Genomic DNA, 13,288 nt, shown 5'->3' with positions numbered 1-13,288 from the left:
AGGTCTGGATCCTATAGGCTGCCGCGATGAACCCTTTCCCTATTGCACTGCCTTTGTTCGTACACTGTTTATTCGCTCCCGAATTTTTGAAGCGGAAATAATGATGCCGGCAACCAAAATATTGTGGGGTCAGATCGTGGCTGTTTTGACCATCGTGCTTACGACCACGTGGGGAGCAACGCAATGGACGGCCTGGCGACTGGGTTACCAAGAGCAACTTGGGTCGCCCTGGTTCGAACTCGTCGACCAACCGATCTATCCGCCACCGGCATTCTTCTGGTGGTGGTTCTTCTACGACGCCTATGCACCTACAGTCTTTGTTGAAGGCGCGGTGATCGCGGCCAGCGGCAGTTTCATCGCGATTGTTGTCGCTATCGGCATGTCACTATGGCGAGCGCGGGAGGCCAAATACGTGGCAACCTACGGCTCGGCGCGCTGGGCTGTGCGAAAGGAGATCGAAGCCGAAGGCTTGCTCGGCGCCAATGGTGTGGTTCTGGGCAAGCTGGATTGCGACTACCTTCGCCACGACGGTCCCGAACATGTCTTGTGCTTCGCGCCGACCCGAAGCGGCAAGGGCGTCGGGCTTGTCGTGCCATCCCTGTTGACTTGGCCGGGAAGCGCAATCGTTCACGACATCAAGGGTGAGAATTGGGGACTGACCGCTGGCTGGCGAGCACGTTTCGGCCGTGTGCTGCTGTTCGACCCAACCAATGCTGCGTCAGCCGCCTACAACCCGCTGGTGGAAGTCCGGCGTGGCGCGTGGGAGGTGCGAGACGTCCAGAACGTCGCTGACGTGCTGGTCGACCCAGAGGGGTCTCTGGAACGCAGGAATCATTGGGAAAAGACCAGCCACGCGCTGCTAGTCGGCGCCATCCTGCATGTCCTCTACGCCGAAAATGACAAGACGCTCGCCGGTGTTGCCAAGTTTCTCTCCGACCCGCAGCGGCCGATCGAGACTACGTTGCGAACCATGATGCTGACCAAGCACCTCGGCGATGCCGGTCCGCACCCCGTCGTGGCATCGGCAGCACGTGAATTGCTCAACAAGTCGGAGAATGAGCGCTCTGGAGTGCTGTCGACCGCGATGAGTTTCCTGGGGCTTTACCGCGATCCGGTTGTGGCCCAGGTAACGTCTCGTTGCGATTGGCGCATTGCCGATCTGGTTGAGAACGCGCAACCCACGACGCTCTATCTGGTCGTACCGCCATCGGACATCAGCCGCACCAAGCCGCTTGTCCGGCTTATCCTCAATCAGATCGGCCGCAGGCTGACGGAAGATCTGCATGCGAAGGATCGCCGGCATCGCTTGCTTCTGATGCTCGACGAATTCCCGGCGCTTGGCCGGCTTGATTTCTTCGAGTCGGCGCTCGCCTTCATGGCCGGTTATGGCATCAAGTCGTTCCTCATTTCCCAGTCGCTCAACCAGATCGAAAAAGCCTACGGGCCGAACAATTCCATCCTCGACAACTGCCATGTGCGTGTGAGTTTCGCGACCAACGATGAGCGGACCGCCAAGCGCGTCTCCGACTCTCTGGGAACGGCAACTGAAATGCGGGCGATGAAGAACTATGCCGGGCATCGTCTGTCGCCGTGGCTTGGGCATCTCATGGTCTCGCGACAGGAGACCGCCCGCGCGCTGATGACCCCCGGCGAGATCATGCAGTTGCCACCAACCGATGCCATTGTGATGGTCTCTGGACTGCCCCCGATCCGAGCGAAAAAGGCGCGCTATTTCGCAGACCCGCGGCTTGCCGAGCGCGTCCTGCCTCCGCCCAAGCCCACAACCACCGACGGAGTATCGCGTCCAGATGACTGGACTGGATTGTCGGTTGCCAAGGTGCAGCCGGCGCAGGCAACGCGCGCATTGTATTGCCGGCAAGACAGTGACCCTGACAGTTGCGGTATCCGCCGCCAGCCAGAACTACCCGAGCACGAGGATATCGCGCCGGAGCCCACGCTGGCGCACAGTGATGAATTCGACCTTGATCGCGACGAATCCGATGATGAGGCCGCCCGCCGGCGTTCGGTCGACCAGACGATGCGGCGCACCGCGCGACAGGCCGCACTCGATCCCAAAGATGGAATCGAACTTTGACCTCCATGAAAAAGCGCCGCCTGTCTGCTTATCTGGAACCGGAGGTCATGAATGCGCTTGCCGACTACGCCGCCAAGAGAGATGTGTCGCTGTCGCTGATCGCCGAGGCAGCTATCGCTTCTTTTTTGTCTCCGGATGCTGAGGAGCGCAAAGAGGCGGCAATCACAAGGCGGCTCGACCAGATCGACCGGCGCGTTCAGCGCGTCGAACGCGATCTCGGTATCTCGATCGAGACGCTGGCGTTGTTCGTGCGCTTCTGGCTCACCTCAACTCCGGCCTTACCTGACGCCGCTCAGCCTGAAGCGCGCGCGAAAGGTCGGCAGCGCTATGACGCTTTCGTCGATGCGCTCGGGCGCAGGTTGAGCAAGGGGCCAAAGCTCAGCCAAGAAATTGCCGAGGACATTGCGCCTCCAGCATCGACGGACACGGCTGAGTCGCATCCGGGCTAGTGGGCCGAGGCGGTCAGCTCGTCTGCACCGCATTTTGCAAGTCTCTGCACGTCGCGTTGCTGCCGGCCGTTTTCCTTGTTGCAACGCTCACATTCCTGCTTCTTCTAATCATCCCCGTCAGCGGTGCGAAACAAATCGCCCGAGAAAATGGGGATCATCGTGGCAGACAATCAAAATGCCGGCAGGGAAGCAGTGTCGCGTGGGGCGCGCATGCTGCGCACAGCGCTCGGCCCGGCTATAGCCGGGTTTCTTGAAGATCCCTCGATCGTCGAGGTGATGCTGAACCCAGACGGCCGCCTGTGGGTCGACCGGCTGAAAGAAGGCCTGTCACCCGCCGACGAGATGCTGATCCCGGCAGATGGCGAGCGGATCATCCGGCTCGTTGCGCATCACGTCGGCGCCGAAGTACATCCAGGCGCTCCGCGTGTCTCGGCCGAACTGCCTGAAACGGGTGAACGGTTTGAAGGCCTGTTGCCACCGGTTGTAGCCGGCCCCGCTTTTGCCATTCGCAAGCCCGCCGTCGCCGTGTTCACGCTCCAGGATTTCGTAGGCGCCGGCGTAATGACTGATGCGCAGGCCGACGTGCTGCGGCTCGCCATTGAAAAGCGTAAGAACGTATTGGTCGCCGGTGGCACGTCGACGGGCAAGACGACGCTGGTCAACGCGCTGCTAGCAGAGGTGGCGAAGACCTCAGATCGGATCGTACTGATCGAGGATACGCGCGAGCTGCAGTGTGCTGCGCCCAATCTTGTCGCTCTGCGGACCAAGGAGGGCGTCGCCTCGCTCTCCGATCTGGTCAAGTCGTCGCTGCGGCTTCGCCCCGACCGCATCCCGATCGGTGAAGTACGCGGAGCGGAAGCACTCGATCTCTTGAAAGCCTGGGGCACCGGCCATCCCGGTGGCATCGGTACCATCCATGCGAGCACCGCACTCGGCGCGCTGCGCCGACTCGAGCAACTCGTACAGGAGGCCGTTGTCACGGTTCCTCGCGCTTTGATCGCCGAGACGATTGATCTCGTTGCTGTGCTCGCAGGACGCGGTTCAGCCCGTCGCCTCGTCGAGATCGCGCTCGTCGACGGGCTCGATCCCGTCACCGGCGACTACCGCATCCTCGAAGCCAAAATCGAGACCAATCCAACCGTGAATCCCGAGTCATCCATGGAGCTTCAGAATGACCCCGATCCGCTTCACTTCATCGTCTATCCCTAAGCTTGGCGCGGTCCTCCCGCGCGCCGCCACGGCTACCGCGATCGGGGCCATGATGGTTGTCCCTGTTCATGCGGCAGGTTCTTCCATGCCGTGGGAGCAACCGCTCCAACAAATCCTCGAATCGATCGAAGGACCGGTCGCCAAGATCGTCGCCGTGATCATCATCATCGTCACCGGCCTGTCGCTCGCCTTCGGCGACACTTCGGGCGGATTCCGCCGTCTGATCCAGATCGTGTTCGGCCTGTCCATCGCCTTCGCGGCGAGTTCGTTCTTCCTGTCGTTCTTCTCGTTCGGCGGTGGAGCGCAGATCTAATGGAAGAGGATGTCCGCGGCTTCTTCGCACCGGTCCACCGGGCGCTCACCGAACCGATTCTGCTCGGCGGCGCACCGCGCGCGGTGGCTATTGTCAACGGCACGCTGGCCGGCGCGGTCGGTCTTGGGCTGCGACTCTGGTTCGCCGGCATCGTGATCTGGGCGATCGGTCATTTCGCGGCCGTGCTGGCAGCCAAGCGCGACGCCCAGTTCGTCGACGTGGTTCGCCGGCACCTGCGCTATCCCGCGCATTTCGGCTGCTGAGAGGTTTTCTCGATGATGAACCTCACCGAATACCGCAAACGCTCGCAAAACCTAGCCGACTATCTGCCCTGGGCCGCATTGGTGGCCCCGGGCATCGTGCTCAACAAGGACGGCTCGTTCCAGCGAACCGCGCGGTTTCGCGGCCCCGATCTCGACAGTGCCACGCCGGCCGAACTGGTCGGCTCGACGGCCCGCCTCAACAATGCGCTACGTCGTCTCGGCTCCGGCTGGGCGATCTTCGTCGAAGCCGCCCGACTTACAGCTCAAGACTATCCGGCAGGGCTTTTTCCCGACAGCGCGTCAGCGTTGGTCGACCTTGAACGCCGCGAACAGTTCGAGGGTGGCTCCTACCATGGATCACCCGGGCAGGGCTGTGGCGAGTCCCATGCTGAGCTCTTCGAAAGCAGTTACTTCCTGACCTTTGTCTGGCTGCCGCCGGCCGAGGAAACATCCCGGTTGGAAAACTGGCTCTACGAAGGCCGGGAAAAGAGCGGCGTCGACCCCGTGGAGCTTTTGAAGAGTTTCGTCGACCGCACCGACCGTGTGCTGAACCTGATCGAAGGTTTCGTTCCCGAAGTCGACTGGCTCGATGATACCGAGACGCAGACCTACCTGCACTCGACGATTTCGACCAGACGCCATCGCGTCCGCGTTCCCGAGACGCCGATGTATCTCGATGCATTGCTGGTGGATCAACCGCTCGCCGGCGGGCTGGAGCCACGGCTCGGCGAGTCCCATCTGCGCACGCTCACAATCATAGGCTTCCCGACCGCGACCTTTCCTGGGATTCTCGATGAACTCAACCGACTTGCCTTCCCATACCGCTGGTCGACGCGGGCAATCATGCTCGACAAGACCGACGCGACCCGCCTGCTGACAAAGATCCGCCGGCAGTGGTTCGCCAAAAGGAAGTCCGTCGCGGCGATCCTCAAGGAGGTGATGACCAATGAGGCATCGGTCCTCGTCGACACGGATGCCGCCAACAAGGCAGCCGACGCGGACGCCGCACTACAGGAACTCGGCTCTGACCAGATTGGCGAGGCCTACGTCACCGCGACGGTGACGGTGTGGGATCTCGATCCGTCAATTGCTGACGAAAAACTCCGGCTGACGGAAAAGATCATCCAGTCACGCGATTTCACGGCGATCGTCGAGCGTGTCAACGCCGTTGAGGCCTGGCTCGGCAGTATCCCGGGCCACGTCTATGCCAATGTCCGCCAGCCACCGCTATCGACGCTAAACCTCGCCCATATGATCCCGCTTTCGGCGGTCTGGGCAGGTCCGGCAATGGACGAGCATTTTGGAGCGCCGCCATTGTTATTCGCCAGGACGGAAGGCTCAACGCCCTTCCGGTTCAGCCTGCATGTCGGCGACGTTGGCCACACGCTTGTTGTCGGCCCGACCGGAGCTGGCAAATCGGTCCTGCTCGCACTGATGGCGCTTCAGTTTCGGCGTTACCCAGACAATCAGGTCTTTGCCTTTGATTTCGGCGGATCGATCCGTGCGGCCGTGCTCGCCATGGGGGGCGATTGGCAGAATCTCGGCAGCAGTGCATCGAGCGGGCAGGGCCCGGACGATCCGCTTGCGCTGCTCAAATTGGCTGATCTGTCCGACGACATCGGCGACGTCTCGCTGCAACCTTTGGCCGGCATCCATCACATGCCCGAACGGGCCTGGGCGGCCGACTGGCTCGTCGACATTCTCCTGCGCGAAGGCGTACCCGTCACGCCGCAGGTAAGGGAATATCTGTGGTCGGCGCTGACATCGCTCGCCAGTGCGCCGCTCCAGGAGCGGACACTCACCGGCCTGTCGGTGCTGCTGCAATCCGCGCCATTGAAGCAGGCGCTGCGGCCCTACTGTATCGGCGGCCCGTTTGGCCGGTTGCTCGACGCCGAACACGAGCGTCTCGGTGAAGCATCCGTTCAGGCGTTCGAGACCGAAGGGCTGATCGGCACCGGTGCTGCGCCCGCTGTGCTCGCCTATCTGTTCCACCGCATCGAGCAGAGGATGGACGGCAGGCCAACACTGCTGATCATCGACGAAGGCTGGCTGGCGCTCGACGACGGCGGTTTTGCCGATCAATTACGCGAATGGCTGAAGACGTTGAGGAAGAAGAACGCTTCCGTCGTCTTCGCTACGCAGTCGCTCTCCGACATCGCCGGATCGCCAATCGCGCCTGCCATCGTCGAAAGCTGCCCGACGCGGCTGTTTCTGCCGAACGAGCGCGCCATCGAGCCGCAGATCACCGACATCTATCGCCGCTTTGGATTGAACGACCGCCAGATCGAGATCGTCGCCCGAGGGACTCCGAAGCGCGACTACTATTGCCAGTCCAGGCGCGGCAACCGGCTGTTCGAGTTGGGCCTCGGTCCGATCGCTCTCGCGCTTTGCGCCGCCTCGTCAAAGACTGATCAGGCCTCAATTGAGCGGATCATCGCGGAGAGCGGCCCTGCCAATTTTCTCGAGGCCTGGCTTGCCGATCGCGGTCTCTCCTGGGCCGCTGACCTCGTTCCCCACCTCACCAACATCGTCGACCAATCCGCAAAGGAGGTTTCGTCATGAATTGTGTCCACAACCGTCTCCGCGTCCGGCATCTGGCTGCTGCTGGTGTTGTCGCCGTCGGCGTCGCCCTGTCCTGCGGCCCGGCGTCGGCACTGATCGTCTTCGATCCCAGGAATTATGCGGAGAACGTACTCTCGGCCGCGCGCGCGCTGGAGCAGATCCAGAACCAGATCGCCTCCCTGCAGAACGAGGCGCAGATGCTGATCAATCAGGGGAGAAACCTTACCTCGCTGCCGACATCGCTGCTTGGCCAGATCGAGGGCAATTTCTCTGAGATGAAGAGCCTGCTCGGCGAGGCCGACAAGCTTGCCTACAGGGTCCAGGACATCGAAAGCCAGTTCAAGTCGACCTACGGGAATTTCGGCTCGGATCTCTCCAGCAGGCAGCTTGTCGATGATGCGCGTGAACGCTGGCAAACTTCGGTTGCTTCATTCGAGCATTCGTTGAAGGCCGGAGCTGTCGCCGTCGACAACATCGAGGGGACACGGGAGCAGACGAGCGCGGCCGTCGACGCCAGCCAGTCGGCGGTCGGTATTCTGCAGGCGACGCAGGCCGGCAACCAGCTTCTCGCCGTTCAGGCAAGGCAGGTCGCCGACCTCACCGCAATGATAGCCGCCCAAGGGCGGGCCGCAGCCCTTGAGAGCGCCAGGCAAGCAGCCGCCCAGGAACAGGCGCGAGAACAGTTCAGCCGGTTCATGACAGGCAAAAACTACAGCCCGAGCAGCGTGCGCATGTTCCACGACTAAGGACTTTCTCCTATGGACTTCAAGACGACCGCCCGCTTGATCGGGGTAACGGCGCTCGCACTGGCGGTCGCCATCACCATCATCTCGCGCAACGACGACAAATACACTGCTCCGCCAATCCTGCGCCCGGCCGATCCCGACAGTGGTCCGCTGGTCCGTGAGCTCACGCGTTGCCGCATGCTCGGCGAACAGGCCACCCGCGACATTGCCTGTAAGGCGGCCTGGGAAGAAAGCCGACGCCGCTTCTTCATGCCCAGCAATCGCGACAAACCGGCGTGGCCGGCCGACGACCGGTTCGGCCGGATCGACCGCTCGATCGGCGAGGACAAGACGCCATGAACGACACCGGCGTCATTGACCGCTTTCTCGAAACCTTCACCCGATACATCGATTCCGGCTTCGGCCTGCTCGGTGGTGAGGTCGCCTTCCTCACCTCAACCCTGATCGTCATCGACATCACGCTTGCGGGAATATTCTGGGCCTGGGGCGCTGACGAGGACGTGCTGCACCGACTGGTGAAGAAGACGCTCTACATAGGCTTCTTCGCCTTCATCATCGGTAACTTCAATCGTCTCGCCGGCATCGTCTTCGAGAGCTTTTCCGGGCTCGGCCTCAAGGCGGGAGGGTCGGGACTTTCCGGTGCCGCGCTGCTGCAGCCAGGCCGCGTCGCGCAGGTTGGCATTGACGCAGGCAATCCTATCCTGGAAGCCGCCAGCCAGTTGATGGGCTACGTCTCCTTCTTCGAGAACTTTGTCCAGATCGCCGTTCTAATGATCGCCTGGGCAATTGTCCTCATCGCCTTCTTCATCCTGGCCGTGCAGATCTTTGTCACGCTCATCGAGTTCAAGCTGACGACACTTGCCGGCTTTGTGCTGATTCCGTTTGCGCTGTTCAGCAGGACGGCCTTCCTCGCCGAAAAAGTGCTCGGCAATATCGTTGCTTCCGGTGTGAAAATTCTCGTGCTCGCCGTCATCGTCGGCATTGGCTCGGGTCTCTTTGGCGAATTCACCCAAGGCTTCGCTGAACAACCCACGATCACGGATGCGCTGTCACTTGTGCTCGGCGCTCTTTCGCTGATGGGGCTCTCGATCTTCGGCCCGGGCATTGCGACAGGGCTCGTCTCAGGAGCGCCGCAACTCGGCGCGGGGTCTGCAGTCGGCACGAGCCTCGCCCCCGCCGGACTAGGCGCAGCGGGTTACATGGGCACGCGTGCGGGACTGAGTGGTGCCGCAAGTGCCGTTGGCGCCGCAGGGCGCATGTCGGCTGCTGCGGTGCGAGGCGGCGCTCATCTAGCGGGAAGTACGTCGACTGCTTATGGGCTCGCCGCCGCAGCGTCGGGACAGCGCGGTGCCGGCGCAGTCGCCGCCGGTCTCGGCGGTGTCGCTCGAGCCGGGGTCGGGGTCGCACTTCAGCCGGTCAGGCAAGCCATGTCGCGCGCCGCGTCGGCGCTCGGCAGCAGCAATCAATCCGGTCGTTCTGCGGGATGGAATGCTACCGGCGGGCAATCGCCTGTTGGCAGCATGAGCGCAGCCGCAAACGATCCCTCCTTTGCCAGACCGGCCACCGCGTCCCCTTCGAACTCCACAGCCGGCTCGCCGCCGGAATGGGCCACTCGGATGAAGCGTCGCCAGGCCGTGAGTCATGGGGCCGGCATGGCAGCGCATTCCATCCGCTCCGGCGATCATGGCGGCGGCTCAATGAATGTCTCTCTCCACCAGGACGACCACCGATGAATCCCTTCAAACGACCTTCAGTTCGTTATGGCACGACTCCCAAGCCCGAGACGCCGTACCAGCGTGCCGCGCAGGCCTGGGATGAGCGCATCGGCGCCGCCCGCGTGCAGGCCAAGAACTGGCGGCTGATGGCCTATGGTTCGCTCGTGCTCGCGGGCGGTTTCGCTTCGGCATTGGTGTGGCAATCGACGCGCGGCTCCGTCGTTCCATGGGTCGTTCAAGTCGACAGGTTCGGCGAGGCACAGGTGGTCGCCTCGGCTGTTGTCGATTATCGGCCAACCGATCCCCAAATCGCATGGCATCTCGCCCGCTTCATCGAACAGGTGAGAAGCATCGCGGACGATCCTGTCATCGTGCGCCAGAACTGGTTGCGCGCCTACGACTACACGACCGATCGTGGCGCCACCTCTCTCAACGACTACGCCCGCCTGAACGACCCTTTTGCCAGGGTCGGTAAGGTCCAGGTCGCAATCGAGATCTCGAGCGTCATCCGTGCCTCACCGGACTCGTTTCGCGTCGCCTGGACCGAGCGCCGCTACGAGAACGGCAGCCTGGCCAGCACCGAACGCTGGACCGCCATCCTCACCATCATCATTCAACAACCCCGCGATGCCGAGCGGCTGAAAGCCAATCCGCTCGGTGTCTACGTCAACGCCATAAACTGGTCGAAGGAGCTTTCATGATGCGTCCCGCACGAACACCGACAAGGGGCCAACGGGCGGCGCGCGTGCTTGCCGCAGGCCTGCTATCCGCGACAGCGCTCGTCGGCTGCGCCTCGAAAAAATACATTCCGCCCGAGATCGACTACGACGATGCCGCGCCTGCCGTCCAGAAGGCCGATGCGCCTAGCCCCGTGAAGGTGGTCGAACTGCCGAAGCCTCTTCCGCTCCCCGGTCAGTTGAAGTCGGTCAAAAACAGCGGCAAAGCGAAGGCGGAGGTTGCCGACCCGAAGCTGCGCATAAACCAGGCGAACGAGGCCGCGCGAATGCAGCCCGTCCGCGACGGCTTCATCAACGCAATCCAGCTTTATCCCTGGAGCGAGGGCGCGCTCTACCAGATCTATGCCGCCCCGGGCCAGGTCACCGACATCGCTTTGCAGCCGGGCGAGCAACTTGTCGGCTCCGGTCCCGTCGCCGCCGGCGACACCGTTCGCTGGATCATCGGTGATACGCAAAGCGGGGCAGGGGACCGGCGTCAGGTCCACATTCTCGTCAAGCCGACGCGCCCCGATCTGCAGACCAATCTAGTCATCAACAGTGACCGTCGCACCTATCACCTCGAGCTACGCTCGACCGAGAAAACCTACATGGCCTCTGTCTCCTGGCAGTACCCGCAGGATCAGTTGATTGCCCTGCGTCGGCAGAACGCCCAAGCTTCCGCTGCGCAGCCTGTGGCTTCCGGCGTCGACATTCAGAAACTCAACTTCCGCTATCGGATCGAGGGCGACCCAGCACCCTGGAAGCCGCTGCGCGCTTTCGACGACGGCGCGAAGGTCTATATCGAATTCCCATCGGGCATCGGTCAGGGTGAAATGCCGCCGCTGTTCGTCATCGGTCCGTCAGGTGGCTCCCAACTGGTCAACTACCGCGCCCGCCAAAACTACTATGTCGTCGACCGGCTGTTTGCCGCGGCCGAACTGAGGCTGGGCGACAAAACGAGCGAAAAGCGCGTCCGGATCGTGCGCACCGACGGGAAGAAGCCGCGGCGCAGCGTGGGGCTGTTTCGATGAGCGAAACTTCCAATTCATATAGCCCGGCTATCGAAGCGGAGCTGCGGCTGCGACCAGAGCCCGCAAGGGTGACGCGACTGTCGCGCAAGGTGCTCATTGGCCTTGGCGGCGTCGCAAGCGTCGCGATCCTCGGCACGCTGATCTGGGCGCTCGATAGCAGACGGCGCGGCAACGAGCAGTCATCCGAACTGTTTAGCACGGAACCGTACCACCGCCGACGGACTGCAGGGCCTGCCAAAGGACTATTCGGGCGTCCCGAAACTCGGGCCTGCATTGCCCGGCGATCTCGGACGGCCGATCCTGCGCGCGCAAGAGCGAGGCCAGCAGGTTCAGGTCCCAGACATCCAAACACCGCGTGCCGATCCGGAAGAACAACGCCGCCTGGCCGAGATCGAGGCCGCCCGCGTGGCAAAGCTGTTCACCGACACGAATTCGCGGGCCAATTCAGCGCGACAGAGTTCTGGCGGCGCAAATAGCGGCGGCGACGCCTTGTCAGGATTGGCGTCGCCGCCCGAACTGCCGGCGCTCGAGCCGGGCCCGGCTCAAAATATGCAGGATCGCAAGCTCGCCTTCGTCAATGCTAACTCCGATCGCCGCACCGTCAGTCCCGATCGCCTCGCCGAAAAAGCATCGCCCTACGTTGTGCAGGCCGGAACGGTCATTCCAGCTGCCCTCATCACTGGCATCCGCTCTGACCTGCCCGGCCAAATCAGCGCTCAGGTCACGGAGAATGTCTATGATAGCCCGACAGGGTCATACCTGCTCGTCCCGCAAGGAGCAAAACTGATTGGCCAGTATGACAGCCAGGTCGCCTTCGGCCAGTCGCGCGTACTGCTGGTGTGGAACCGGCTCATCATACCCAATGGCACCTCGATTGTGCTGGAGCGCCAGCAGGGCACGGATGCCGAAGGGTTCTCTGGGCTCGAGGACGAGGTCGACCATCACTGGGGCCAGCTGTTTCGGGCTGCAGCGCTCTCGACGCTGCTTGGCATCGGCACCTCGCTTGGTTCCAGCAACGAAGAAAGCGATATCGCCAAGGCCATTCGCGAAGGCGCACAGGATTCGCTCAGCAATGTCGGCCAGCAGATCGTGCGCAATCAGCTCAATGTCCAGCCGACGCTAACAATCCGGCCGGGTTTTCCGGTTCGCGTTATCGTCAATCGCGATCTTGTGCTGGCGCCATATGGCGCGAAGGATCCATCATGACCAAGCTGAAGCTCTCCGCCATTCCAGATGATCGGCCAGTCAAGATCACGCCGGCGACCGTTCATCGCGATCTGATCGCCTATGCCGATTCTCTGAACGGTCAACATAACTCTGTCGCACCTTGTATAGGAGGCGGCGCATGGGAAACCTGAAACTTGGTCCATTGCCGAAATTCGGGACGGTCCGCATGACGATCGCGCTTCCCGAGCCGCTCAAGGATGAGCTAGAGCGCTACGCGGCGGAATACAGCCGCTTGTATGAGCCTGTCGAAGCGGCGGCTCTGATCCCCCATATGCTCGAGGCGTTCATGCGATCCGATCGCGGTTATCGCAGCCGCAAGGCGCAAGCGGCGCGAGGACAAGTCCGTTAACGTGGGGTCGGGCCGTGTCGACACCGCCGTGCAACCAATCTGAGGCGGCAGGGATCATCAGCCTGGCGGCTCCCACGTTCTGCTGAGGCCCATGCGGAGATCCGATCTCCAGCGCTGAGCTGCCGTCGGACAGGCTTGAGGTCTGCACCCAACCCGTCACGCGCCTCATTTGAGGCGAAGGACCGCGTAAGAAGGAAGACCTGCTGAGGCAGCGCAGTGGGCTAAAGATGATATCCAGCTCGCGACAGAGGGGCAGCAACCCGCGCCGCGCGCCTCGTCAATCGCGCTAGAGAAAAGTCAGCGATCGGCAGGCAGGCTGGCTGTTCTGCACGAGGCAGACAGGTCGTGGAGATCGCGCGCGTACTTTTGACCAGCAAGTGCTGCTGCTCAACGAGCCGACTGTCATTCTACCGCCGGCGAGCGCTAGAGCACATCCAGGGATCGATGAATTCATTGTGATGTGACAGAGGTTTGCTGAGGTGATTCAACGTCCACTTTAATGAGGTGGATGATGGCAAGGACACTCAGTGAGGACGTTCGGTCGGCGGTTTTGAAGGCTTGCGATGAGGGTACGTCGGCGCGACAGGCGGCGGCGCGGTTCGGCGTGGGGATA

At 62.2% G+C, this 13,288-nt stretch carries 13 protein-coding genes and 2 pseudogenes; all 15 read left to right on the top strand.

Features of this window, described 5'->3' with window-relative positions; all coding sequences use genetic code 11:
• Nucleotides 1-103: 103 nt before the first annotated feature.
• Complete coding sequence (locus ACWUKX_RS29040; protein ID WP_456010098.1) at nucleotides 104-2,095, top strand: conjugal transfer protein TraG; 1,992 nt, start codon at nucleotides 104-106, stop codon at nucleotides 2,093-2,095.
• 5 nt (nucleotides 2,096-2,100) lie between these two features.
• Nucleotides 2,101-2,544 (top strand): CopG family transcriptional regulator, encoded by a 444-nt coding sequence (locus ACWUKX_RS29035; protein WP_456010122.1) that lies wholly within the window; start codon nucleotides 2,101-2,103, stop codon nucleotides 2,542-2,544.
• Between the two features lie 210 nt (nucleotides 2,545-2,754).
• Complete coding sequence (gene trbB, locus ACWUKX_RS29030; protein WP_456010121.1) at nucleotides 2,755-3,753, top strand: P-type conjugative transfer ATPase TrbB; 999 nt, start codon at nucleotides 2,755-2,757, stop codon at nucleotides 3,751-3,753.
• Between the two features lie 49 nt (nucleotides 3,754-3,802).
• Nucleotides 3,803-4,066 carry a TrbC/VirB2 family protein gene (locus ACWUKX_RS29025; RefSeq protein WP_245269048.1) on the top strand — a complete coding sequence of 88 codons (264 nt, stop codon included), beginning with the start codon at nucleotides 3,803-3,805 and terminating at the stop codon, nucleotides 4,064-4,066.
• The gene (locus tag ACWUKX_RS29020; RefSeq protein ID WP_456010096.1) at nucleotides 4,066-4,329 is read left to right on the top strand and encodes a VirB3 family type IV secretion system protein; all 264 of its coding nucleotides are present in this window, start codon (nucleotides 4,066-4,068) and stop codon (nucleotides 4,327-4,329) included. Before ACWUKX_RS29025 ends, ACWUKX_RS29020 begins: the two co-directional genes overlap by 1 nt.
• Before the next feature lie 12 nt (nucleotides 4,330-4,341).
• Nucleotides 4,342-6,891 (top strand): conjugal transfer protein TrbE, encoded by a 2,550-nt coding sequence (gene trbE / locus ACWUKX_RS29015; protein ID WP_456010095.1) that lies wholly within the window; start codon nucleotides 4,342-4,344, stop codon nucleotides 6,889-6,891.
• On the top strand, nucleotides 6,888-7,637 hold the full coding sequence (gene trbJ, locus ACWUKX_RS29010; protein WP_456010094.1) for a P-type conjugative transfer protein TrbJ: 750 nt from the start codon (nucleotides 6,888-6,890) through the stop codon (nucleotides 7,635-7,637). Before trbE ends, trbJ begins: the two co-directional genes overlap by 4 nt.
• Nucleotides 7,638-7,649: 12 nt before the next feature.
• Nucleotides 7,650-7,976, top strand: a complete 327-nt coding sequence (trbK-alt, locus tag ACWUKX_RS29005) for a putative entry exclusion protein TrbK-alt (RefSeq protein ID WP_455851042.1) — start codon at nucleotides 7,650-7,652, stop codon at nucleotides 7,974-7,976.
• A complete protein-coding gene (gene trbL, locus ACWUKX_RS29000; RefSeq protein ID WP_456010092.1) occupies nucleotides 7,973-9,370 on the top strand; it encodes a P-type conjugative transfer protein TrbL in 1,398 nt (465 codons plus the stop codon). The genes trbK-alt and trbL overlap by 4 nt, the downstream gene beginning before the upstream one ends.
• Nucleotides 9,367-10,053 (top strand): conjugal transfer protein TrbF, encoded by a 687-nt coding sequence (gene trbF / locus ACWUKX_RS28995; RefSeq protein WP_456010091.1) that lies wholly within the window; start codon nucleotides 9,367-9,369, stop codon nucleotides 10,051-10,053. Before trbL ends, trbF begins: the two co-directional genes overlap by 4 nt.
• Entirely contained in the window at nucleotides 10,053-11,099 is a 1,047-nt protein-coding gene (gene trbG, locus ACWUKX_RS28990; protein WP_456010119.1) for a P-type conjugative transfer protein TrbG, read from the top strand. The genes trbF and trbG overlap by 1 nt, the downstream gene beginning before the upstream one ends.
• Nucleotides 11,096-12,305, top strand: a pseudogene (locus ACWUKX_RS28985) (TrbI/VirB10 family protein). Before trbG ends, ACWUKX_RS28985 begins: the two are co-directional and overlap by 4 nt.
• Entirely contained in the window at nucleotides 12,302-12,457 is a 156-nt protein-coding gene (locus ACWUKX_RS28980) for a DUF2274 domain-containing protein (protein WP_455840978.1), read from the top strand. The pseudogene ACWUKX_RS28985 and the gene ACWUKX_RS28980 overlap by 4 nt, the downstream one beginning before the upstream one ends.
• Nucleotides 12,445-12,675, top strand: a complete 231-nt coding sequence (locus tag ACWUKX_RS28975) for a DUF2274 domain-containing protein (protein WP_456010089.1) — start codon at nucleotides 12,445-12,447, stop codon at nucleotides 12,673-12,675. The genes ACWUKX_RS28980 and ACWUKX_RS28975 overlap by 13 nt, the downstream gene beginning before the upstream one ends.
• 511 nt (nucleotides 12,676-13,186) lie before the next feature.
• Nucleotides 13,187-13,288 (top strand): annotated as a pseudogene (locus ACWUKX_RS28970) (IS630 family transposase); the annotation flags it as partial.

It is taken from the genome of Mesorhizobium sp. f-mel, from assembly GCF_053850215.1.
The sequence above is the reverse complement of the archived record's forward strand: the minus strand, read 5'-3'. Positions and strand labels throughout refer to the sequence as shown.